Origin of the sequence: Microcoleus sp. B4-D4, assembly GCF_036705185.1 — a bacterium.
Classification (GTDB): Bacteria; Cyanobacteriota; Cyanobacteriia; order Cyanobacteriales; family Microcoleaceae; genus Microcoleus.
The window spans coordinates 1-23,761 of the sequence record NZ_JAUBTX010000030.1 but is presented as its reverse complement, the minus strand read 5'-3'; the positions used below and the strand labels follow the sequence as shown (position 1 = coordinate 23,761).

General features: G+C 45.2%; 23 protein-coding genes. 17 read left to right on the top strand and 6 right to left on the bottom strand.

Annotation, left to right across the window (positions count from 1 at the left end):
* Positions 1 to 108: 108 nt before the first annotated feature.
* From QUB13_RS20365 to QUB13_RS20355, 3 genes are all read left to right on the top strand, one after another.
* A complete protein-coding gene (locus QUB13_RS20365) occupies positions 109 to 1,653 on the top strand; it encodes a DUF2079 domain-containing protein (protein WP_333383994.1) in 1,545 nt (514 codons plus the stop codon).
* A gap of 9 nt (positions 1,654 to 1,662) precedes the next feature.
* A complete protein-coding gene (locus QUB13_RS20360; RefSeq protein WP_333383991.1) occupies positions 1,663 to 3,234 on the top strand; it encodes a DUF2079 domain-containing protein in 1,572 nt (523 codons plus the stop codon).
* Between the two features lie 108 nt (positions 3,235 to 3,342).
* On the top strand, positions 3,343 to 4,779 hold the full coding sequence (locus QUB13_RS20355; RefSeq protein ID WP_333383988.1) for a DUF2079 domain-containing protein: 1,437 nt from the start codon (positions 3,343 to 3,345) through the stop codon (positions 4,777 to 4,779).
* 152 nt (positions 4,780 to 4,931) lie between these two features.
* Here the strand turns inward: QUB13_RS20355 and cas6 are convergent, their stop codons facing one another.
* Positions 4,932 to 6,056 (bottom strand): CRISPR-associated endoribonuclease Cas6, encoded by a 1,125-nt coding sequence (cas6, locus tag QUB13_RS20350; RefSeq protein ID WP_333383986.1) that lies wholly within the window; start codon positions 6,054 to 6,056, stop codon positions 4,932 to 4,934.
* 301 nt (positions 6,057 to 6,357) lie between these two features.
* Between cas6 and QUB13_RS20345 the strand changes: the two genes are divergently transcribed.
* From QUB13_RS20345 to QUB13_RS20325, 5 genes are all read left to right on the top strand, one after another.
* Positions 6,358 to 6,720 (top strand): ferredoxin-thioredoxin reductase catalytic domain-containing protein, encoded by a 363-nt coding sequence (locus QUB13_RS20345; protein WP_194012549.1) that lies wholly within the window; start codon positions 6,358 to 6,360, stop codon positions 6,718 to 6,720.
* 269 nt (positions 6,721 to 6,989) lie between these two features.
* Entirely contained in the window at positions 6,990 to 7,400 is a 411-nt protein-coding gene (locus tag QUB13_RS20340; RefSeq protein ID WP_333383983.1) for a DUF309 domain-containing protein, read from the top strand.
* Positions 7,401 to 7,773: 373 nt separating this feature from the next.
* Positions 7,774 to 8,250, top strand: a complete 477-nt coding sequence (locus QUB13_RS20335) for an LptA/OstA family protein (protein ID WP_333089750.1) — start codon at positions 7,774 to 7,776, stop codon at positions 8,248 to 8,250.
* A gap of 476 nt (positions 8,251 to 8,726) precedes the next feature.
* Positions 8,727 to 9,455 carry an LPS export ABC transporter ATP-binding protein gene (gene lptB, locus QUB13_RS20330; protein ID WP_194068639.1) on the top strand — a complete coding sequence of 243 codons (729 nt, stop codon included), beginning with the start codon at positions 8,727 to 8,729 and terminating at the stop codon, positions 9,453 to 9,455.
* Between the two features lie 306 nt (positions 9,456 to 9,761).
* The gene (locus QUB13_RS20325) at positions 9,762 to 10,928 is read left to right on the top strand and encodes an LptF/LptG family permease (protein ID WP_333383979.1); all 1,167 of its coding nucleotides are present in this window, start codon (positions 9,762 to 9,764) and stop codon (positions 10,926 to 10,928) included.
* A gap of 480 nt (positions 10,929 to 11,408) precedes the next feature.
* On the opposite strand, the gene QUB13_RS20315 is transcribed toward QUB13_RS20325, so the two are convergent.
* Together QUB13_RS20315 and QUB13_RS20310 are read right to left on the bottom strand one after the other, a co-directional pair.
* Positions 11,409 to 12,773 (bottom strand): hypothetical protein, encoded by a 1,365-nt coding sequence (locus tag QUB13_RS20315; protein ID WP_333383973.1) that lies wholly within the window; start codon positions 12,771 to 12,773, stop codon positions 11,409 to 11,411.
* Positions 12,774 to 12,813: 40 nt separating this feature from the next.
* Positions 12,814 to 12,975: a hypothetical protein gene (locus tag QUB13_RS20310; protein WP_333383970.1), complete on the bottom strand. Its 162-nt coding sequence runs from the start codon at positions 12,973 to 12,975 to the stop codon at positions 12,814 to 12,816.
* A gap of 192 nt (positions 12,976 to 13,167) precedes the next feature.
* Between QUB13_RS20310 and pgl the strand changes: the two genes are divergently transcribed.
* The 7 genes from pgl (at position 13,168) to QUB13_RS20275 (ending at position 18,859) form a co-directional block, all read left to right on the top strand.
* Positions 13,168 to 13,887, top strand: a complete 720-nt coding sequence (gene pgl / locus QUB13_RS20305; RefSeq protein ID WP_333383967.1) for a 6-phosphogluconolactonase — start codon at positions 13,168 to 13,170, stop codon at positions 13,885 to 13,887.
* 205 nt (positions 13,888 to 14,092) lie between these two features.
* The gene (locus tag QUB13_RS20300) at positions 14,093 to 14,941 is read left to right on the top strand and encodes an FHA domain-containing protein (protein WP_194012556.1); all 849 of its coding nucleotides are present in this window, start codon (positions 14,093 to 14,095) and stop codon (positions 14,939 to 14,941) included.
* 97 nt (positions 14,942 to 15,038) lie between these two features.
* On the top strand, positions 15,039 to 15,515 hold the full coding sequence (locus QUB13_RS20295; RefSeq protein ID WP_442921603.1) for an FHA domain-containing protein: 477 nt from the start codon (positions 15,039 to 15,041) through the stop codon (positions 15,513 to 15,515).
* A 285-nt stretch (positions 15,516 to 15,800) separates the two neighbouring features.
* Positions 15,801 to 17,072: an RNA-guided endonuclease IscB gene (iscB, locus tag QUB13_RS20290; RefSeq protein ID WP_194068626.1), complete on the top strand. Its 1,272-nt coding sequence runs from the start codon at positions 15,801 to 15,803 to the stop codon at positions 17,070 to 17,072.
* A gap of 202 nt (positions 17,073 to 17,274) precedes the next feature.
* Positions 17,275 to 18,012 carry a PRC-barrel domain-containing protein gene (locus tag QUB13_RS20285; protein ID WP_333383964.1) on the top strand — a complete coding sequence of 246 codons (738 nt, stop codon included), beginning with the start codon at positions 17,275 to 17,277 and terminating at the stop codon, positions 18,010 to 18,012.
* 1 nt (position 18,013) lies between these two features.
* Complete coding sequence (locus QUB13_RS20280) at positions 18,014 to 18,169, top strand: hypothetical protein (protein WP_333383963.1); 156 nt, start codon at positions 18,014 to 18,016, stop codon at positions 18,167 to 18,169.
* Positions 18,170 to 18,397: 228 nt separating this feature from the next.
* Positions 18,398 to 18,859 (top strand): FHA domain-containing protein, encoded by a 462-nt coding sequence (locus tag QUB13_RS20275; RefSeq protein ID WP_333383962.1) that lies wholly within the window; start codon positions 18,398 to 18,400, stop codon positions 18,857 to 18,859.
* Between the two features lie 294 nt (positions 18,860 to 19,153).
* On the opposite strand, the gene QUB13_RS20270 is transcribed toward QUB13_RS20275, so the two are convergent.
* The gene (locus tag QUB13_RS20270; protein WP_333089732.1) at positions 19,154 to 19,732 is read right to left on the bottom strand and encodes a DUF1997 domain-containing protein; all 579 of its coding nucleotides are present in this window, start codon (positions 19,730 to 19,732) and stop codon (positions 19,154 to 19,156) included.
* A 209-nt stretch (positions 19,733 to 19,941) separates the two neighbouring features.
* On the opposite strand from QUB13_RS20270, the gene pheA reads away from it, so the two are divergent.
* Complete coding sequence (gene pheA, locus QUB13_RS20265) at positions 19,942 to 20,865, top strand: prephenate dehydratase (protein ID WP_333383961.1); 924 nt, start codon at positions 19,942 to 19,944, stop codon at positions 20,863 to 20,865.
* Between the two features lie 29 nt (positions 20,866 to 20,894).
* Positions 20,895 to 21,539: a pentapeptide repeat-containing protein gene (locus tag QUB13_RS20260; RefSeq protein WP_333089730.1), complete on the top strand. Its 645-nt coding sequence runs from the start codon at positions 20,895 to 20,897 to the stop codon at positions 21,537 to 21,539.
* 33 nt (positions 21,540 to 21,572) lie between these two features.
* Here QUB13_RS20260 and QUB13_RS20255 read toward each other — a convergent pair whose 3' ends face one another.
* Entirely contained in the window at positions 21,573 to 22,511 is a 939-nt protein-coding gene (locus QUB13_RS20255) for a PspA/IM30 family protein (protein WP_333089729.1), read from the bottom strand.
* Between the two features lie 230 nt (positions 22,512 to 22,741).
* Positions 22,742 to 23,383, bottom strand: a complete 642-nt coding sequence (locus QUB13_RS20250) for an LON peptidase substrate-binding domain-containing protein (RefSeq protein WP_333383960.1) — start codon at positions 23,381 to 23,383, stop codon at positions 22,742 to 22,744.
* Positions 23,384 to 23,761: the final 378 nt, after the last annotated feature.

The following is a 23,761-nucleotide window of genomic DNA, read 5'->3' as shown; positions in this document are numbered from 1 at the left end:
GATTATTCTAATATTACGATTGCGGGAACTAAAATTAGCGGTTAACTATTGCGCGGCAAGCACATTCGATGGCATTATATTTTGACCGATCAGCTAGTGCCAGATTTCATGGAGAATAGGGAAAATTTTGTTGATGACAGCGCCGAAAATATAGAAGAAGGTCGATCGCAGCCACCGTCGAGTCTGGTTTTGGCGATCGCCATTTCAGCTACAATTTTCTTTGCCTGTAGCAGTTTGCGACACGCTTTATTCCAATCAACAGCTTTCGATTTAGGAATTTTTGACCAAGCAATTTACCTCATCGCCCAAAACCAAACGCCTTTTTCTTCTTTGATGGAGATGCACATTTTGGGAGATCACGCAGCGGTAATCTATTATCCGCTAGCTTTGCTCTACAAAATCTACCCAGACGTGCATTGGCTGCTGTTGGTACAAGCAGTTGCTTTATCCTTGGGGGCTTGGCCTAGCTGGAGTTTAGCGCGTTTAGGCGGTTTAAATCAAGAACAATCCCGCGCGATCGCCCTAATTTATTTGCTCTATCCAGTAGTATTCAACATCAATTTATTTGATTTTCACCCGGAAGTAATCGCTTTACCCGCACTTTTGGCGGCAATTTTGGCAGCGCGTTTAAATAAAATCCTGTGGTTTTGTAGCGCAATTCTGTTAGTTTTGAGTTGCAAGGCTGTTTTGTCCCTAACTATCGCTGCTATGGGGTTATGGCTGTTTTTTTGCGAAAAAAAGCAACGTTTTGGGGCGATCGCACTTTTGCTAGGCGCAGCATGGTTTTTGATTGCTTCCCAGAAAATCATCCCCTACTTTAGCGGTAGCGAAGTCGCCGGAGTCGGGCGCTACAGCTATTTAGGAAAATCCGTAATAGAAATAATTATCAACCTTTTATTAAAGCCACAATTAATCTTAGGAAGAATCCTTTCCATCGATACAATAAAATACTTATTCATCCTGATATTACCCATGATTTGGCTGCTACTGCCATTTCCCCGCCCAAACAACCTCAAATATTTAACAGCCCTAATTCCTGCCATCCCTACCCTAATTATCAATATCCTCTCCGAATTGCCATTTCAACGCAGCTTAGCCTATCAATATTCACTACCGATAATTCCATTTTTGATCGTAGCAGTCATCGCCAAAGAATCCAGCCGCAAAAACACCCAAGTGAAAACCGAATCGCAAATATTTTCGCCCCAAAAAACGGCGACTTTACCATTTATCAAAATACCAATACCGCAACTGTGGCTGGGCATTCAATTGCCGAAGCAAATGATAATTTGGTCATTAATAATATTCTTAATTTTCGGACAATATAAAGATTTTTTCCTGTATCTAAATAGACTAGATACCTGGCAAGCCACAAGGGAAGCAATCGCACAAGTTAAACCCCAAAGCAGCATTTTAACAGATAACAGACTTGCCCCTCACTTCGCGCACCGCCCAATCGTAAAATTGCTTTCACAAATTTCACCCCAAACAAACCTAGCTGAATTTGAATACATATTATTCAACCTGCGCCATCCTTGGCCCGACACTGAAAAAATTGGAAATACCTTAGCCAATCAACTAAAAAATGCTCCCAATTTTAAATTAACTTATCAAAAAAACGACGTTATACTATTTAAACGCATCCCAGGTTAACCCAACAGAATGCTAACTTTAAAATCCACAAAATTCCATCCAGTATTTTTAATGATTGTCGTGACAACGATAATCTTATTTATCGCCAGCAGCGTGCGGCACGCATTATTTCATTCAACAGCATTCGACTTAGCAATTTTTGACCAAGCAATTTATTTAATCTCTCAAAATCAAACGCCATTTTCTTCATTAATGGGAATCAATATTTTAGGCGATCATACAGCGTTTATTTTCTATCCGCTAGCTTTACTTTACAAAATATATCCCGATGTTCGCTGGCTGTTATTAGTGCAAGCTGTTTCCCTAGCCCTAGGTGCTTGGCCTAGCTGGAGTTTAGCACGTCAAGCGGGATTAAACGAATCAAAGGCGATCGCCATTGCAGCAGTTTACCTGCTTTATCCCGCAGTATTTAACGTCAATTTGTTTGACTTCCACCCCGAAGTAATTGCTGTGCCGGCAATCTTAGCAGCAATCTTAGCAGCCAGACTCGATAAAATCCTGTGGTTTTGTGCCGCCACAGTATTAATTTTAAGCTGCAAAGCCGTATTATCTTTAACCGTCGTGATGATGGGTGTTTGGCTGTTTTTCTTTGAAAAAAAGAGCAGGTGCGGACTCATCGCTATATTTCTCGGTGCGGCTTGGTTTTTGATAGCAACTCAAGCAATAGTACCGTATTTTAATCAAGGAAAACAGCACGCAGGTGTGGGGCGATATCACTATTTAGGAAACTCGGTTTTTGAAATAGTTGTTAATTTAGCGCTGAAACCTAGCTTAGTAGCCAATCGCCTGATTTCAGTAGAGACTTTGGGATATTTGATTTTGTTATTTTTGCCCGCACTCTGGTGGATTTCTCCTCGGCATCTTTCGCCCTTAATTGGTGCTTCGCCGATGCTATTGATGAATATTCTTTCCGATATTGACGCGCAGAGAGATTTGATTCACCAATATGTTGTGCCGATATTTCCATTTTTATTAATTGCTATAATTGATACGCTAGCAGACAGACAAAAAAGAGGAAGTAATTTCTGGAAAAATGTAATTAATTATCTGTGGAATCATCACAACTGGATGCCGCAAATCTGGACGAAAGCATCGCAGCGTATTTCGATTAAATCTGTTAAACGTATCTGGAATCACCGGATTTGGGTTCGCCAAAGCGGGAAAAGTGGCAAATTGCTATTTACTAACTCTTTGCTGTCAAAATTGTTAATTTTGTGGTCGCTGTTAACTTTTTTAGCTTTGGCTAAGTACGGTTATTTTGGAACAATTTATTTAGAGTCTCTCGATACTTGGCAAGCTACGCGACAGGCAATTAACAGAGTGGAAACAAAAGGCAATGTGTTAACAGATAATTCCCTAGCAACTCATCTCGCTCACCGAAAAACAATTAAATTGCTGCATCAAGTTGCTAACGGACAAAGTTTGAATGAATTTGACTATGTACTGTTAAATTTGCGCCATCCTTGGCCGGATACTGCCGATACTGCTGCGAGTGTCGCGGCTCAACTTAAAAATTCTCCTAACTTTAAGATAACCTATCATGAAGACGATGTATTTTTGTTTCAAAAAATCAGCAATTAGTAAACTTATTGCAATAATTATTCATCGCTCAAAACCAACCGCAGATTTAAGGCAGAGAAACAGAGAGAAACGCAGATAATTTTAAGATAATTTTGGAATGAATACAATATGAACAATTTTAAGCATCTAAAATACGAGCCTGTAATTTGGTCGATCGCCCTTTTTGTGTTAATATTTTTACTATGCAGCAGTGTACGCCACGCCCTGTTTGAATCCAACGCCTTTGAACTAGGAATTTATGACCAAGTAGCGTATCTAATCAGTCAGGGACAAACGCCGTTTTCCTCATTTCTCGAAATTCACCACATGGGAAATCACGCCGCTTTGGTTATGTATCCCGTGGCTTTGCTTTACAAAATATATCCCGACGTTCATTGGCTGTTGCTAGTCCAAGCAGTTGCTTTAGCATTGGGTGCTTTGCCAGTTTGGAGTTTGGCCATTCAAGCCGGATTAAATAATAGCATATCTCGGGCGATCGCCTGTATTTACCTCCTCTATCCATTAGTCTTCAATGTCAACCTCTTCGACTTCCACCCAGAAGTAATTGCCCTACCCGCACTGCTAGCAGCAATCCTAGCTGCCAGACTCAATAAAACCCTGTGGTTTTGTGCTGCTATCCTCTTAGTTTTGAGTTGCAAAGCCGTGCTATCTTTGACTGTAGCTGCGATGGGATTATGGCTGTTGTGTTTTGACAAAAAACGCAATTGCGGACTCATAGCTCTCTTTTTAGGTGTCGGTTGGTTCCTGATAACTACTCAGGCTGTGATACCGTATTTCAATCTGGGAAGACAACACGCAGGAGTCGGGCGATATCAATATTTGGGACATTCAGTTTTAGAAATTGCTGTTAACTTAATATTGAAACCAAATCTAATTTTAGGGCGTTTATTTTCTTTAGATACTTTTGAATATTTAGCCTTATTAACCTTGCCTGTAATTTGGTGGCTTTCCCCGCGTCACCTGACACCTTTAATTAGCGCCGTGCCGATGTTGGCGATGAATATTCTTTCCGATATCCCAGCCCAGCGAGATTTGATTCATCAGTATTCTATTCCGATATTACCATTTTTGTTAGTTGCCGTAATTTCCAGTTTAGCCGATAGAAATCAGTGTCAAGGAAAGATAATATTTGATAGATTACCAATTCCTAATTATCCATTGCCAAAAATCATTGTAATTTGGTCATTGATCGCTTTTTTAGCTTTAGCGAAATACGGCTATTTTTGGACTATTTATTTAGATTCCCTCGACACTTTACCAGCTACCAGAGAAGCAATTACTTTCATCAACACAAAAGGCAGCGTTTTAACAACTTCTCACGTAGCTCCCCACTTAACGCACCGCCCCGTGGTAAAGTTAACTGAGGCTAAGACACCTCCTACAAGCCTCGCAGAATTTGATTATGTCTTGCTGAATCTGAGGTATCCCGGCTGGATGAGCGATCGAGCTTTTGTACAAAACCTAGTAACTCAACTAAAAAATCACCCTCAATTTCAACTAAAATATCAGCGAGATGACATATATTTATTTACTAAAAGTCAGTAGTCAGTTGGCAGTTGGCAGTTGGCAGTTGGCAGTTGGCAGTAGTCAGTTGGCAGTTGGCAGTAGTTAACAGTCAACAGTCAACAGTCAACAGTCAACAGCTAACAATTCCCAATTCCCAATTCCCAATTCCCAATGCCCAATGCCCAATTACTTTAATCCTCAACTTTCAAAGCCCTTCTTGCCAACTTCACATAAGTTTTCACAGTTTCATAGGGCATTTCCAAATCAGCAGCAATATCAAACAAAGATTCCCCCAATTCCCGGCGCGCCAAAATCGTCGCCCAAGTTTCCGCAATCTCAGCAGCCCGACTGCCACCTTTACGCTTTCTGAGCGCCATAAACTTCTCTGTCAATTCATCTATTCGCGCCGCCAATACACTTTGTATAGACACTTCTGTCGGCGATTCTGTCAGCCATTGCGTCCGCGTTTGTCCCAAACCAAAAGTTGTTTTGTGCCCGGTGCCGCAGTAAGGTGCTAACCGCCCCAAAGCATAAAATAATTGTACAAAATCAGGGCGATTTTGGCCCGATCGCCCGATCGCAAATTCCACAGCCCCAGTAAATCCCGTCACCATGCCTTTTTTGCCAGCCGCCACCTTCTGCGACTCCAACTTGTGGCGGCTAATAATTACATTTTCATCAATCCAATTCATAAATTCGGCTTGGTCAAAAATTACCCCAGAAAAGTTATTCCAGCGGCGTAAATAGCTGTAAAAAACATTTTCAGGAACCGGGAGAGGGAAATGATGACCTTTGCTGCGAAAGCTTGTTGGAGTTACAAAACTAAGTTTTACGTTGCGCGATAATGGTAATTCTGCTGTTAGTAATTGCTGGTAAGTTGTGGGAGCAAAAGCAATTTTCCAAGAGCGAATGAGTAGCGGAGCATTTCGCAAATCTATCTCTTCGGGCAAATTTTGCAGCCACTGACTCAGCCACTGCACTATTCGCTTTGAAAGTCCTGTGACGTACCAGCGATAAATACGATCGCCCGCAAGCTGAAATTCTTTGCCACTAGCGGCTAAATCACCTTCCAATCCCGAAATCGTAAAGGCTTTTTCTGACTGATCGTCGTGCAAAAGCTGCGATAAATCCGGGTCAGTTTCCTGTACTTGATACAAAAACCAAGCGTGTAAACCTATGGCATACTGCGCGTACAGATAGCTAGCAGCGCGGGGAGTTAATTCAAACACTAATCCGACTAACTCGGTGTCAGCGGGCCAAATCAGCGCAGCAGAAGCAGATTTTTTGCGGGGGGTGGGGTCGGGGGAAGTTGCCATGAGATGCCAGAAACAGGGACAGCGCTGTGATATTCTATCTTGTTTGTATCCCCTTTGGGGGATGTTTTTTTCAGGGCGGGCGATCGGTCAAATCTTTGGGAGGCTCCAAAAACCGGGTCATGGCCCTGTTTCCCCAACCGTCCGGGATGCGTAAAAAATCCTTACAAAACCCACAACCTAAAACTCAATTTTTGTCAAGGTTTCCTCTTGGTAAGTAAACAGAAATATACAAGTGTTTAAAATCACATTCTGCGATACAATTGTTAAAAGCTCGTAGCATCCTCAACTCCGATCCTGAACTATGAACACAACAGAAAAATCTAAACTCTCCAACGAAAAAACCTTGGAGGCAATGAAGAATTTCTCCGAAACCTACGCCAAGCGCACCGGAACTTACTTTTGTTCCGAGCCTTCTGTCACTGCTGTCGTCATAGAAGGACTAGCAAAGCACAAAGATGAACTAGGTGCTCCCCTATGCCCTTGTCGCCATTACGAAGATAAAGAAGCCGAAGTAAAAGCCGCCTACTGGAACTGTCCTTGCATTCCCATGCGCGAGCGCAAAGAGTGTCATTGTATGTTATTTCTGACGCCAGATAACGATTTTGCTGGAACTAATCAGGAAATTGGCATGGATCAGATTCAAGCTGTCAGAGAAACTATGTAATCGGTTAAGTAGGCGGTCGTAAATTGATAGCAGTTTTGACAACAGGTCGTAATTTTTCCTATTTTTAAGACTTAGCTATTCACAAAACCGATCGCCACTCTACGCTCTAGAGCATTCCTCACTTAGGATATCTACAAGTATTGTAGATTTTAGATTGTAGATTTTAAATTGGGGATTGATGGATTATTAATACATAGATTAATAGATTGTCAATACCTCATTTTTTAGAGAAGGCTGTATCCCAATTCAAAATTTCCAATCTCAAATAAATGATAGAGGAAATGCCGGACGAATTTTGGCAAAGTATCGAACAGTTTAACAGCCAAGACTTTTACGCTTGTCACGATACTTTAGAGGCTTTGTGGATGGAAGCGGGCGAACCGGAAAAAAAGTTTTATCAGGGAATTTTACAAATTGCTGTAGGGCTTTATCACTTAAGCAATCAAAACTGGCGCGGTGCAGTAATCTTGCTCGGAGAAGGAATAAATCGGCTCAGTTATTATCAGCCGAGTTATGCTGAAATTGCTGTTGAAGATTTGCTCCGACAAAGCGCTAAACTATTGAGCACTTTGCAACAAGCCGGCCCGGAAGCAGTAGCTAATTTTTTACCGTTGTTCGCAGGTACAGAAGTTGCAGGCTTGCAATTGCCGTACATTTTGAAACATCAGACGCAGGGTTGACACTTCTTTAAATGATCTGCGTACATCTGCTTTGCATCTGCGGTGGACTATCAATCCAAGATTTATGCAACAAGTTTATTGACTAAAAGTCATACCAAGGACTGAAGTCCGAACGATAAAACCGCAGCCAGAGGACAGAAGCCCTCTCGATAGAACTGTAAATCAGCCAAACACCTCGTGAAAATGGCTATTGTCTTGCTAGGATAATTGGTTGATGCTTTCGGGCAGGTCGATCGACCTGACGAGAATATTTCTGGCCGTTAAGATAAAATACCTAACTAAATCGGGTGTGGTGGATTTAATCTCCATAGAGACAAATCAGGGGTTGGAAAAGGCCCTTCAGCAATTTCACATATTTTGAGGCTTGCAAGCTATGATGCCCTCCGCTAAACTACTTAATTCGCGCATATTCAAAGGATTGTCGCTGCTGTTGCCCCTGACTCTGGCCGGCGCGATTGTCTCTCCCACCTATTCCCAAACCGCGCAGCCCCGAACCCTTTCCGTGCGATCGGACATTCAAGAAGCCGACTCCAAAACCGGCATCGTGACAGCCCGCGGCAACGTCCAAATCAACTATCCAGCCCGCCAAATCCAAGCAACAGCAGCTCAAGCTCAATACTTCAGCCGCGAACGCCGGATCATTCTCAGCGGCGACGTTTACGTATTGCAGCAGGGCAACAGCCTGCGCGGCGAAACCGTGACATACTTGATCGATGAAGGCAGGTTTATTGCCCTCCCAGACAATCCAGGACAGGTAGAATCAGTCTATCTCGTTGCTCCCGAACAAGATGCAGCAGCCCAAAATACGATCGGCCCCAAACCGCCCGCCAGTTCAACAGCACCTAAGTAACAGCCCTCCCCATAGCAGCAAAATTTATCACCAAAAACATCAATTGTTGCATAGCTACTTCGGACAATAATTTTTACCGAAATTCTTGTGGAACGGGCATCCTGCCTGTTCCTGGATCGGAGTTTAAATGCGCGACGCCTGAAAGCTGAGAATAAATGCAAAATTTAGTCTTGAAAAAAGTAAAAACCTGAAGATTGTCAAATATCCACTTGAGGGGCGATCGCACCAACCAGCAATCTGAAATTTAACAGGCAAGTAAATCCACCTAATTAAACGTAAAATTAGGTATCGCTCACAGGCTGGCTGTGTACTTATTCTTCCTTCTTTTAACCCTCCGAGCGAAGCCCTTATAGCCTCCTGCCTGATGACTGATGACTGATGACTAATGACTAATGACTGATGACTAATGACTGATGACTGATGACTGATGACTAATGACTGATGACTATGACTTCTAATAATTTGCCTCGGCAAGTATGAAAATTGTACTCGAAAATATTCACAAATCCTACGGAAAACGCAATGTAGTTAGTCGCGTCAACCTTTCCGTAGCCCAAGGAGAAATCGTAGGACTGCTCGGCCCCAACGGTGCCGGCAAAACCACAACATTTTACATAGCAACCGGATTAGAAAAACCCAATCAAGGAACTGTTTGGCTCAACGATTTAGACATCACTAAAATGCCCATGCACAAACGAGCGCATTTGGGAATTGGCTATCTCGCTCAAGAAGCCAGCATTTTTCGCAACATGAGCGTGCGCGACAACATTTTGTTAGTCCTAGAACAAACTCAAGTGCCTCGTGGGGAATGGAAAGATCGAGTCGATTTCCTGTTGGAAGAATTTCGCTTACAAAACATAGCATCCAGTTTGGGAATTCAAGTTTCGGGGGGAGAAAGGCGGCGGACTGAACTGGCGAGAGCATTAGCCGCTGGGCGAGACGGGCCGATGTTCCTATTTTTAGACGAACCGTTTGCAGGCGTAGATCCGATCGCCGTAGATGAAATTCAAACGATAATTGCCAAACTGCGCGATCGTAAAATTGGCATCCTGATCACCGATCACAACGTCCGAGAAACCCTCGAAATTACCGATCGAGCCTACATCATGCGAGACGGTCAAATATTAGCCTCCGGCGCTGAAGAAGAACTCTACAGCAACCCCTTAGTCCGGCAATATTACCTAGGCGACAGCTTCGTGCGGTAGTCTTGTATAGCAACCGCAAAGACGCACCAAACAGATTCAGTAGGGGCGGCTTCGCCTAGATATATACCGGTTCTCAAGCTTGGTGAGGTATGCCGGCTCCCACTCCTGCCTATGCCCTATGCCCTATGCCCTATGCCCTATGCCCTATGCCCACTCCTAGCACCTCATCTTTGTGAGAAAGGCTATAAATATCCCAGCCCAGATATCTATAAACCAGCCCTTCCACAACCATAAAAACACAATACAGAAATTTAAAATTGATAATTTAAATTGTAGCTTGAAGAGCCACAGCAAAAACGCCAAACTATGAAAATAGCAATCTCCAAATCCTTCACTCCCCTCAACTGGCTGCCAAGAATCTCAGTAATGGACTGGTACATTACCAAAGAATTAATCGGCCCGTTTCTATTTGGAGTCGGACTTTTTACATCCGTCGCCGTCACAGTTGGAGCCTTATTTGAATTAGTCCGCAGAGTAACAGAATCCGGCCTCCCCTACAGCGCCGCCCTAGAAATTTTTCTGCTGCAAATTCCCTACTTCGTAGTATTAGCTTTCCCAATGTCAATGCTGCTAGCAACCTTAATGGCCTACAGCCGACTCTCCAGCGACAGCGAACTCATCGCCCTCCGCAGTTGCGGAGTTAGCGTTTACCGACTGGTAATGCCCGCAGTCATTATGAGTTTAATTGTTGCCGGCTTCACCTTTGCTTTGCAAGAGTTAGTCGTACCAGCCGCCAGCTACAGAGCAACTGTAACTTTAGACAGAGCCCTGAAGCGAGAAAAACCAACATTTCAAGATCGAAATATTATCTACACAGAATTTCGGAAACCCGAAAAAGGCGGCGAAGAAACCCTGTCCCGCTTTTTTTATGCAGAACAGTTTGACGGCAAGCAAATGAAAGGTTTAACAATTATCGATCGCTCCACCCCAGGGCTCAATCAAATCGTTTCTTCAGAATCAGCTACTTGGAATCCCTCAGAAAACACCTGGGATTTTTACAACGGAACCGCTTATCTTGTCGCTCCTGACGGCTCTTACCGGAATATAGTTAGATTTCAACACCAGCAGTTACAACTCCCCCGCACGCCCTTAGATTTAGCAGCCAGAGTGCGAGATTTCAAGGAAATGAATATTGCTCAAGCTTTAGAGCGTTTAGAAATCCTTAAAAACAGCGGCGATGTACCGCAAATTCGCAAACTCAAGGTGCGAATTCAAGAAAAATATGCTTTTCCTTTCGTGTGCTTGGTATTTGGTTTAGTAGGAGCAGCTTTGGGAACTCAACCGCGCCGTTCCGGCAGAGGAACGAGTTTTGGGATTAGTGTAGTTGTAATTTTTACTTACTATGTATTTTCTTTCATCACCAGTTCTATGGGCGTAAAAGCTGCTTTGACTCCGATTCTTTCGGCTTGGCTGCCCATAGCCTTTGGCTTTGGAATCGGCGGATTGTTGTTGGTGCGAGCCGCCTCTAGGTAATTTATCTCAAATTAGTCATTAGTCAGTAGTCAGTAGTCATTAGTCATTAGTCATTAGTTAGTGGTCATTAGTTAGTAGTCATTAAGCTGTTTTGCATTTAAATTTTATGTAAAAAACAATAAAAATCTTGTGGGTTGTCCCGCCCGCCCTGAATATGCAATTTAAAAGCGCGACAGCTTAAGCACCTCCTACAGTCCTCTATCCTGTAAGTTCCGCGATAAAAGGAGGCAGAGCCTCGCCTATCTGCATTACCAGGCAGAGCGAAGGTAACGAGCAATCGCTTAAGTTATTAAATTTTCATTTCTTAGTCATCAGTTAGTAGTCATTGGGAATTGGGAATTGGGAATTGGGAATTGGGCCGCAAAGCATTTTTTTTTTCCAATTTTATTTGTGATTGGCAACCAATAACCAGCAACCAATAACCAGCAACCAATAACTAACAACCAATAACCAATAACCAATAACCAATAACCAATAACTTTAAGGATTAGCAAAAGTATTGATTTCGCCGCCGCCAATGTAGCGTCCCGGTGTCAGCGATCGGGGTGTAGAAAAAGGTTGCGGTTGAATTTGCTGCCCCTGATTATTGTTGTTTTGAGGAACGGCTCCAAAATTAGGCTGACCAGGTAAGTTAAGCTGATTTGATTGAGCTGGTTGAAATTCAGAATTCGCTGAATTGGGAGAGACTTGGGGGTTAATTATTTTGCTTTCCCCGATCGCACTTGGAAAAGAGGATTGACGGACATTGGGAAGTAGCGGTATTGGCCCTGGTACGACTGCTGGAAGTGCCGCGGGTTGAACTTCCGGTGCTACACCGGAGCCATATAAATTAGTTTGATAGGGATTTTTTGGCATCGCTACAGTTGCAGGCGCAGTATTAATTTCCCCGAGGCTGGGTACTCTGGAATTTAACCGGGCAGATGATTCAGGGGTTGTAGCTGTTGGGTTTAAGAATTGTGGAGATTCGCCGATTGTATTTGTTTGAATCGCAACTGAAGGAAGTGCTACCGGAACATTCACAGGATTTGCTCTCCCTTGAGCTGTAGCGGCCGCTGGGAGCAAATTTGCCGGATTTGCCGGAGACTCGCTCGAAGCTGGTCGATCGAGCAATTGAGCTGAGGAAGCCGTGTTTTCAGTAGAAGTCGCCGTTGCCGAAGTGTTAGTGGCGAGGTATTTTTGCATAGCTGCTTGCAACGGACTCAAAGGCAGGGGCGCGTCGTTTTGTTTGCCAGAATTAGCACCGCTCGACTGCTGCGATAAAGTGCTTGTCGCTGTACCACCAGACTCAGGAAAGCCGATCGTTTTTATCCCTGAAACGATCGCCCCACTACCAGATAAACTCAAAGCTGATGCGGCGTTTGAACTTGGCAAGCTGGAATTTAGCGGATTATTGTTTTGGAACCCGGCATCAGGATTTGCTAAATTTGGCAAAGTCAACAATCGGCTCGTTGCTTGCTGCTGCATGGCTGAAGATGGCTGGGACTTTTCTGATCCACCAGCGTTAATTTCGTTGAATAAACCTTGGCCTTTGACTACTGATGAATTTAATAAACTCAATTCAGAATTAGACTGATTGAACTGATTGATTAGCACCGGCAAGCTGTCGATTTCAGCAGCAATGGCGCTATCTTCAGCAGACAATCCGGGTAGCGAAGCTTGATTGTTTGAGGCTGCTACTTCTTCGCCATCTATGCTTAACCTTTCTGGATGTACGGAGACTTCCCAGATAAATAATCCGCCCGCACAGAGTACGGCTAACGGAGCCCAAACCGCTGGTTGCGTCCAGTGGCGCAACCGGGCTATCAGATAGCGGACAGATGTAGGGAATCGCTTAAAGCTTGACATAGTTTTGCTTTCATCCTGTGCGGACTTAAAACTATTTTTCCTAGTCTACCACAGGAATCTTGATGATTTTTGCTTTTTGGGGGTGCGATCGAGCTTGCGATCGCAAGTTGCTACAGACATATAGCGGTTCTCCAGCGTGGTGAGGTATACCCAATGCCCTGCGCGGGCCAATCCCTCCGCTTCGCTCCGCCCAATGCCACATAGTACCTCATACCAGAGCACAGAAAGGCTATATATGCCACAAGAATACAAAGCCCGCTAAGAATGATAAAATCCGACTTGACGCGGTGTTGAGGCTTCCAAGCGTGGCGGCCGATCGACCCGATCGCAAAATTTCAAAGCAAAATTGGCAATTGCCGATCGCCACACGCAGAAGAAAGTTAAAAGGAAATAAATGCAAAAAATAGTAGAAGTATTAAAAAATCGAGAAGAACTCATAGAGCGCTCCCTCGCGGTTGTCCTGTCGAAAATCGCAGCAGCCATCGCAGAACGCGGACTTTGTACGATCGCCTTAGCGGGCGGAAGCACACCAGAACCGCTCTACAGATTGATCGCCAGCCAAGACCTGCCTTGGGACAAAATTCACGTTTTCTGGGGTGACGAACGCTACGTTCCCGCAGAACACCAGGACAGCAATCAAAAAATGGCGCGCCTCGCGTGGCTCGATCGCACAAACATCCCCGCCAGCAACATCCACCCGATGCCCACAGGCTCCGGCGACCCCGCAGCCGATGCCTCAGCACACCAAACTCAATTGCAGCAGTTTTTCAAAGTATCCGACGGCGAGTTTCCCGCTTTCGACATCATCCTGTTGGGCATAGGAGACGACGCCCACACAGCCTCTCTATTTCCCGGCACACCAGCCTTGCAAGTCCGGGACACCTTAGTAACTGTCGGCAACAAAGACGGTGAACCCCGCATCACCTTTACAGTCCCCTTAATCAACCGCGCCCGCTGCGTCATCTTCATAGTCGCAGGAGCCAGCAAACAACCCGCCCTAGCTCAAATTTTTGCCCCCGCAGCCGACCCCATGACCTATCCGGCCAGACTCGTTCAACCAGAGGGCGAACTTTGGTGGCTGCTCGATGCCGCCGCCGGTGTTGCCCTAAAATAGCCCGGAAAGCTTGCGCCGCCGCAGTACAGTCAGCACATCGCTAACTTGATTTTGCCCCTCACCGCCAACGTCGCGGTGCGGAGTCAGTTGCTAGTATTGGCTAAGCAGTATAAGAATTGTGGCGGTTAAAGTTAAAATTTGACCATATACCTAGTATTTTTTATGAGGCTGATTTGAAAATCTGGCCGATAGCAAGGAGAAATCGATGATTGTCTGTCCCAATTGCAATCACCAGAACCCCGACGGGGCCAGCCAGTGCGAGGCTTGCTACACGCCTTTACCCGTTACCGCAAGTTGCTCGAACTGCGGTGCAGCGGTTCAGACAGATGCAGCATTTTGCGGTCAGTGCGGCTTTAACTTGCGTCCGGGTTCCACAGTTCCAGAAGAAGTTGAGGTGACAGTACCGTCAGCCTCGACGGTGGAGCCTACAGTGGTATCGCCGCCGGTGCCGGATTTAGCGCCCACCGCACCCATGATGGCAAGGGAACCTTTAGTTACGGCAAATAAGGCACTCGACACCGAACCCCTGACGGCAGCGGAACCTTTTGTCACCCCAAATCTGGGGCCGAACTTAGAAAAAATACCCGCCAGTATTCCTACAATTCCAGATCCGCCGCCTTTACTCTCGGTTCCTGTTACAACTGAATCGGCGGCAACTGCAGTAAATACTTCTCCCCCGGTTCCCGCCCCACAGCCAGCGGGTGTGGCTAAAACTCAACTGCAACAGCAATCGGCGCGCCTGATACACGTTCAGACAAATACGCCGATAGAATTGCCTCACAGTCTTTCTGTGGTTCACATAGGCAAGCCAAATGACTTAGTGCCGCCGGATATTGATGTTTCTGGATTTGCTAATTCTGAGATTGTTTCTCGGGTACACGCAAATCTCCGGGTGGAGGGAGATGCTTGCTACCTAGAAGATGTAGGCAGTTCTAACGGCACTTACGTTAACAATACTCCTCTGCCAAAGGGAAACCGACACCGGTTGCGAGCGGGAGACCGCATCTCTCTGGGGAAAGGAGACCTGGTTACGTTTCTATTTCAAATCTCTTAGATCGAGTTTGGATTGGGCGATCGAAAGTCTAAAATCTAAAATCGCATCTTGAGGCGCTCTACCAAAACTCAATGCTGCCAATGTGATTAAGCTGACCTTGCTACATCCACTCCAGTCTATACCCGTCCGCAGTTGGATCTTTGAAGACGAGCAGGTCGTCCGGATCGGGCGATCGAACGAAAACCACGTCGTTCTTTTTAGCGCTGTGGTTTCTCGTCGCCACATCGAATTGCGGCGCAGCGGCATCAGTTGGGAACTGATCAATTTAGGTACCAACGGCACTTACCTCGATGGTAAGCCGATCGCCAAGGTTCCTGTTGTAGACGGTCTGATCGTTCACTTGGCTCGATCGGGCCCGAAAATTCAAATCAATGTCGATCCAAATCAGCCCTCTGTCGAGTTAGGAGTTCCTAGCGTCAAGCCAAGGGATGTTAAGGCAATTCACGCTCCCTCCTTGGGCGCGCCCCTGAGCACGATTCCTCTTCGCGACCAAAAAGAAGTTGGCACTTCTAAAGAAGAGGATGACTTAACGGAGGCAGAAAAAACTCCAAATTATTTGGAAGAAGATTATTAAATCAGTATCTTTGGCTACAGCTCAAAAATGACTGCAAACCCGTTCGTAAAAACCTACCAAAATCTGGACACAAGTAGAAACTTCTACCACAGAGTAGAACGTGCAGGTTAAGGCTTTCTTAAGCCTACGTTGGGAGGGTCATGACACCAGAAAATAAACGCCAGTTTTCTGCCCTGTCGAACTAGGTTAAAAAGTAGTGGCGAAAGGTTGATAAGCCCGTGCCTAGTTCCTAACAAGCCCTCTCAACATTACCGAGGCAAACCTTACTTAATTGGATGACAGAAGATGTCAAACTACGTTTTTCTCATTGACGCTCAAAAGACACCGATGAATCCGATTCATCCAGCACAAGCAAGAAAATTATTAGAGCAGGGCAAGGCGGCTGCTTTTCGCAGATATCCCTTTACTCTAATTCTGAAACGAGCTATCGAGCGTCCAATTGTTCATCCTCTTACTCTCAAAATCGATCCGGGTTCAAAAGTTACGGGATTTGCTCTTGTAACTGACAGGGATGAGGTTATTTGGGGGATGGAATTGAAGCATCGCGGGCAGCAAATTAAACTAGCTATTGACTCTCGCAGGTCTTTACGGAGAGGTCGGAGAAACCGCAATACACGCTACCGCCAGCCGCGTTTTCTGAACCGTTCGCGCCCTCAAGGATGGTTAGCACCAAGCTTGAAGCATCGGGTTTTAACCACAGAAACTTGGGTCAAGCGCCTGCGTAAATTTGCTCCGATCCGTGAGATCGGACAGGAGCTAGTTAAGTTTGACACGCAAGCACTAGATAATCCAGAGATTAGCGGGTGCGAATACCAACAAGGCACTTTGTTTGGCTGCGAGATCCGCGAGTATTTATTAGAAAAGTGGCAAAGAAACTGTGCTTATTGCGGGATTGAAAATGTGCCTTTACAGATCGAGCATATTCACCCCTTAGCCAAAGGAGGTAGCAACCGCATCTCTAATCTGTGCTTAGCTTGTGAGAAATGCAACATCAAGAAAGGGACAAAATCAATCGAGCAGTTCCTCTCAAAAAAGCCCGATCTACTTAAGCGGATATTAGCTCAAGCCAAGCGACCTTGTTTGGATGCAGCAGCCGTTAATGCTACCCGATGGGCATTGTTTAATCGACTCAAAGAAACAGGCTTGCCAGTCTATACAGGTACAGGAGGACAAACCAAATACAACAGGACTCGGTTGGGATTACAAAAAACTCACTGGTTAGACGCTGCCTGTGTTGGTATCACAAAAACGCTGCAAGTCTTAACAGAGCGCATTCTCAATGTCACTGCAACTGGTTTGGGTCCAAGGCAGCGCTGCCAAACAGATAAATATGGCTATCCAATCAAGCATCGTCCATTGCGTCCAATTTTGGGCTTTTGTACTGGTGATATTGTTCGAGCCGATGTACCGAAAGGTAAGTATCAAGGAACATTTACAGCTAGAGTCTGCCCTATGTCGGATGGAAGAGGTGAGTTCATTATCAACAAAAAACGGTTTTCGGTAAGGCTCGATTACTGTAAAGCCATCCATCGCAAAGATGGTTACAGTTATGTCTGATATCTGAACAAAAACGGTAGTAATGTCCAGGTATGGGTAGAGATTATCGAGCAGTTCTTAACCCCGATACTGCTGAGGATCGATCCCAAAATTTTAGACGCTGGTTCCTACTGCGGTGATTCCTCTGACGGGCCAAAAACCTAAAATCTTAAATCGACGCTTCGACCGACATTTTTTCTCGTAGCCACTCAGGAGTTTATTTATGAGTAGATCGCAACAACAGATTGTTAAGCGCAGCGAACTGCTAAACCGCCGCACGATCGACCGCAGAACTGCCGAAGAGGTCGGCAGGGTAGACAGGATTTGGCTCGATTCTCACTCCCAGCGGGCGATCGGCTTTACTTGCAAGTCGGGACTTTTGGGGAACAAAAAAACCTGGTTCGCTTGGGCGCAAGTTGATGCTGTGGGCGAAAATGTTTTTGTCACTATTAACCCGGAACTCCCGGAATTACATCAGCCGGAACAAGCTGTTTGTCCGATCGGGCTTGAGGTGCTCACGGACGCAGGAAATAAGGCAGGTACCGTGGTTGACTACCTATTTGATGTCACGACTGGTTCTGTTACCGATTACCTGTTTAAATCGAGCGGCTGGCGCGGCGTTTTAGACGGGATTTACTTGTTGCCGGTTGGGGCGATTTCGTCGATCGGCAGCAAACGGGCGATCGTTTCAGAGGCTGCTGTGTCGGAACCCGTACAGTACGCTGAGGGATTACACAAAAAAGTCGGTCTGGTAGCAGAGTTTTTACACGAAGATTACGACCAAACTCTCCTAAATGTGGCAGAGGTGAAGCGGGGCGCTCAAAATCTGGCGGAAAAACTCCAAGATAAAGCTCTAGAAGTCAGAGATGCAGCTCAAGAAAAAGTAGCAGAGTTGAAGCGACAAAGGCAGGAATCTGTATCGCCACCGCCGACACCGGAGCCGCCAGAGTCGGATCTCTGAAGTGCAGCCAGAGGGCCAGAGGCGACTAATTACCGATCGTATTTTTAGGGGCGACGCGCCCCCGCAAGGTCGATCGGTATTTTTGGTGTCGGATATTGAGGCTTTGGGTGCCAGGAATTCCAGTGCTGCTCAAAGCATTGTATTCTATTGGTATTGAATTAATAAGGAAAATGTTAGCAACTCGAAAAGACCTATGTTGTTTGATACAGCAAACTATTATTTTATCTAGAAACTCCGGCATAAATAAGTGCTTAACTTCTGTAGGGCGAGAAAGTCGCCACCCACTGACCACTTTTTTGAGAATCAATTTTTTGGCGGTTTTATCCGAAAAAATCGATATTGAAGCATATTCGTTTGTATTTGGTGGCGGAGTGTCAAAACATCCGTGATTACCTTAACTCTGCTACATCCTATCCAGTCTGTCGCGGTTCAGAAGTGGTGTTTTGAATCCGCTTCGGTGGTTCGGATCGGTCGATCGAACGACAATGATGTAATTATTTACAGTGCTGTGGTTTCCCGCCACCACGTTGAGCTGTGGAATCACGCCAATGGCTGGGAAATTATTAATTTTGGTGCTAACGGTACTTATGTAGATGATAAACCGATCGCTCAGGTGTCAGTCGCCGACGGGATGACGATTCGCTTGGGCAATTCCGGCCCCAAAATCCGAATTCGGGTAGGGGCGACTAATTTGGAAGCGGATACAGTTACCAGCCCGCCAGAGCGCGAATTTATCGGCAAAAAAGACGAAGCTTCACAAGACCAATCGACTGATTGGTCTATCGGTGTAGGAGTCGTTGAAGACGATCAAGAAGGAGCACAGACTTACATCGATATTCTTGAGTGATCCGCCGTTATCTAGCCCACAAAATCCCATAAAACTCTGGGTGTACTACAGCCTTTGTCAAAAAGGTGAGGAGTTGAGATTTTAGATATTTCGGCTTGCTTCGGCTACGCGAGGGTACAAGTCGCGAGGGTACAAGTTTTAGATTTTAGATTGGGGAATTGGGGGATTGGGGGATCGATACCCCATCTGTCACTCGAACTGCTATATTCGACCCTTTAACTAATATTTCTGCAATTAAGCCGATTTTTTGCCAAATATCGCTGTCAATTAATTCACCGATTCTCTAGCACAAAATTACCCTTCTAGAGATAAGATTTGAGGGCGATCGCTCGATATTACGTTTATTTCGTTGCTTGCCCATCGGCGGTAATCTAAGAGCAACTGGTGCATCAACCGCTGTTTGACGCTCAACAGCACGCTTTTGAGCAAACCGTTGCCCGTTGCTTCTAAAATCGGTTTCGGTGTCAGCCAGAAGGGCGGCGGTAATTCTACTTGCACTTCCAAATCGGCTTTTCCCTTCAAGCAGGTTAGTCCGCTACTTTGGTGTGCAGCAAGCTGTCCTTTAAGATTGAGAGCAAAGCGATCGTTTATATAGCCCACTCCGAGAATTTCGCAAGCCACGGACTCTAAATTGATTGTGCCGTCTGACTGCGCCCACACCCTCATGTCTACCGTGGGTTGAATGTTCAGCATCATAAATTGTAACGGCCGCATTTTCAGGCGGAAACAGTCATCGCTGAGTTGCTCTGTGCGAGTGCGATCGACTAAGGCGTTCACCAGTCGCCTCGGCTGGCGCAGATAATGTTGAATGGGAACCTGTTCATCTGGTACGGCGATCTCAACGGATTGCGAAGAATTAAATCGGATATACATGAGAAAATATTAATATATAGGATTTGTAAGCATATCTTAATAAACTATAACCTTTTTAAGGTGACATAAGTCTCGCATTAGCTCGCGCACTCCCGCAATGTCATCCGAGAAATTACGGATCTAAGCTTTCGGGACTCTGGCTAATTTTTTCATCGTACCTGCTGGCTGATGAGAGTCAAGCAAACATTTGTAACATAAAACTACTAATTATGAAAATTTCAATCGCACATCTCGGCCCTGTAGGTACGAATGCAGAAACAGCAGCTCTAGCTTATGTCAATTGGTTAAGTCTCGAAACTAACACCGAATGCACCCTGTGTCCTTATTCCACCATTTCTCAGGCATTAGAGGCATCTGCCTCTGGGCTGGTTGACCTTTCAATTGTGCCGGTCGAAAATTCGATCGAGGGCAGTGTGACTGTCACCCTAGACACCCTGTGGCGGCTGGATGCACTCCGCATTCAACACGCCTTGGTTTTGCCGATTTCCCACGCGCTGCTGTCCAATGCTAAAAATTTTAACGGGATTCAAAAAGTTTACTCTCACCCGCAAGCCCTAGCTCAGTGTCAGTTGTGGTTGGCAAAGTTTATCCCGGCGGCTGAGTTGATTCCGGCAAATTCAACTACGGAAGCGTTGCAGTACCTAGAAGATAAAAGTATCGCGGTAATCTCTTCCCCAAGAGCGGCCGAACTCTACAAATTGCCAGTGCTAGCGAGCCCGATTAATGATTATCCTGACAATTACACTCGATTTTGGGTACTAGGCCCAAATACAGGAAAATTGGGAAACGCTGCAACATCCCACGACTCATCAATTCAATCCGCCACGAAATCAGCATCCCCGTCGCATCTAGAGACAACGCCTAATTGCACTCACACGTCACTAGCTTTTAGCGTACCTGCCAATAGGCCGGGATCGCTGGTAAAACCTTTGCAAGTATTTGCCAGTCGCGGTATTAATTTAAGTCGCATTGAATCTCGACCGACTAAGCGATCGCTCGGAGAATATATTTTTTTTACGGATGTTGAAGCGGATGCTGGTTCTACATTAGTGCGATCGGCAGTAGAAGAACTCAAAAATCACACAGAAACTTTAAAAATCTTCGGCTGCTACACTGTACTATCAGTAGTATAATTTTAGCTACCACTTAGGAGGCTAGCGACATGAATGCTGATGAACTTCTGAAGCGATATGCAGCCGGAGAAAGAGATTTTCACGAAACCAGCTTGAAAGAGGCTTCTTTGCGTGAAGCTTTCCTGATTCATATTAATCTAGCCTGTGCAACTTTGAATGAAATTAATTTAACTTTGGCAGACCTTAGTTCGGCAAACTTACTAGGTGCATTTCTCAAAAATGCTTGCTTAGTAATGACCAAACTAAATGGGGCAAACCTTAGCAAAGCAGATTTAACTTTTTCAAGGTTGACAGGAGCTGAAATGATGCAGGTCAACTTGAACAAAGCCAATTTGAGCCAGACAAAAATGATCGGTGTGGATTTGACCGGGGCCTCACTTTACAAAGCTAACCTAATCGAAGCAAACCTCATTGATGCTTGCTTGGACAATACAGATTTTACAAAAGCTAATCTAACTGAGGCAAAACTGCGGTCAGCGAGTCTCAAAAAGGCTAACCTGAAAGGAGCCTTGTTGTATGAAGCTAATCTTCAGGGCGCAGATTTGAGACAAGCTGACTTGCGCGGCGCTAATTTGAGCGGGGCTTTTTTATGCGGTGCTAACATGGAAGGCGCTAAGTTTGATGATTCAACAATTTTTAGCGGGGCGATTCATTTTTGCATCAGACAAGCCTGAAGTCGGGCAATATTTACGCCCAAAATCCAACAATTAAGGACGGAAAAATATATTATTCATTTGGCTGAAAGTGCAGTTAATTTGCTCCTGTACCTTAGCAAAATGAACCTGCATCTTGAGAATCTCTTTCTTAGAATTAGCTTCAGTAATCTTGCTTTCCAAAGCCAGCAAGTTGCGGTTGAGAGTTTCTACTCGCACAGTTTGGTCGTCTAAGTCAATTTTTAATTCTGCTACTTGATCCAACTCTAGCTGCTTCCGAACCCAGGCGTGGCGAACCAAGTTTTCATCTCCTTTCTGAAGTGCTATCAAGGCTCGCTGCTGCCACTGATTGGCTTGAGATTCAGCTTGATTGTACTGCCACTGAATGCGGAGTTGGGCGGAAATTGCGCTACCAACAGCCTGACGCAATTCTTTGAGAGGTTCTTGAATTTCTGAGATTAACAAATCCCAAAGATTCATCAATTCGTTGGTAAATTCTTCGCGCTTTACAGAGGATACTAATGCTTCTAACAGCAGCAAATTTGGTTGCATTTGCTGCAGAATTGTCTCAAATATTAATTGTGCTTCTGACAACTGCCGATCGCTAGTTTTTTCTGAGACTGCACTGGGTGAGTTGTTTAATATTTTTTGAGTTTTATCTGTCCCTGTTTCTGAATCTAAGCTTACAGGTACGAAGGCTTGTAATTTTTCGCGGGCGATCGCGCTTAGCCTCTCTCGAACTAAATCGCAGGCCGCCTGCTGCACGGGGCCTGTTTCGTTTTGACAAATCTCGATCGCTATTTTGAAGCCTGCATCGCCGTAATTAAAGGTTTCCTTCAGCGCCGCAATACGGTGTTCGCTGACAGCAGCCGACAGTCGGTGTTTAACTCCTGCTAGCCCGCCGAGTACCACACCGCCCACAGGAGGCGGCATTTGACCGCCTCTCACTGCATCGTATGGTTTCGGTTGGTCGTGATTTTCTAACACAAGCATTTAATGCGATAAAGAACCTATCCGAACTTGTTTGAATTTGCCGCTCAAATAGATACCTGTTCTTAAAAAGAATGGAATTTGGTAGCGCGATCGAAAGCTTTAGTCGATCGTTCATTCACAGTTTTAAAATCTTCGATAGGAAGATTTTAAATTGAAAATAATATGATTTGTGTGCAATTTGGGCTGATGTACAGGCAAAACCGATCGTATTTTTTGCCTGTGCAAATTCGCTACTTGAGCGTATCTTTCAGTACAGTTCTTGCTGCTAAGTGATTGCGAGTAGAAGTTAAAATTTCGGTTTCGCGTTCCAATCTCGCAGCAGTATCTTGCAATTCTAAAAGACTTTGCTGTTCTGTGGCTGCGCCGTAAAGGTAGCTGGCTACCCAGTAGGACAATTCTGTGGGCAAACTGGGAATGTCTTCGGGTAAGTCGATCGGCTGATCCATCAATTTGCTGGAGAGGCGAACTACATCTCTCAGCAGTTGTTCGACATCTTGGCCCAAAGGTCGAAGGTCTGTTTGTGGCGGTTCGTCTTCAATCCATTCTACTAGACCGACTAAATAGGGTTTTTCCCGAACGGCGTCGAGGACTCGGAACCGCTGCTGTCCGAGAGTCATGATTTTCATGCGATCGTCCGGGAGGCGCTGACAGTGAATTACTTCGGCGCAACAGCCAACGGCTGAGACTTTGTTTTGGTTGGGGTCCCACATGAGTACACCGAAACGGCGATCGCCCTCAAGAATCGTATTCATCATGATTCGATAGCGAAACTCGAAGATTTGCAGCGGCAGTGGTCTACCTGGAAATAGAACCACTTCCGGCAACGGAAATAAGGGGAGTTCGCGAACTGTGGAGGAGGAAGAGGATGCCATTGTCGCTCAAAGGTGACGGTACTTGCGCTTATTTTTCTTACTTTAACTGATTTGAGTCATTCCGGGGCGGGGAACAGGGGCGATCGGGCTTTTACGCGGGCTCCGGGATCGACGGCGGGCGATCGTCAATCCTCCCAGCCACCCCTACCAGCTCAAACAAGCCGTCATGCTTTCAAAATGATAAAAATTATGTTTTTGTTGAATAAACAACATCAAAAGCTATGATAGCCACTTTAAAATGATTTTTTTTAGCGTTCCCACACAGTTCAAATTTTAGATTAATTATACAGATTTATTGATAAACTAATGACTAATGACTAATGACTAATGACTAATGACTAATGACTAATGACTAATGACTAATGACTAATGACTAAT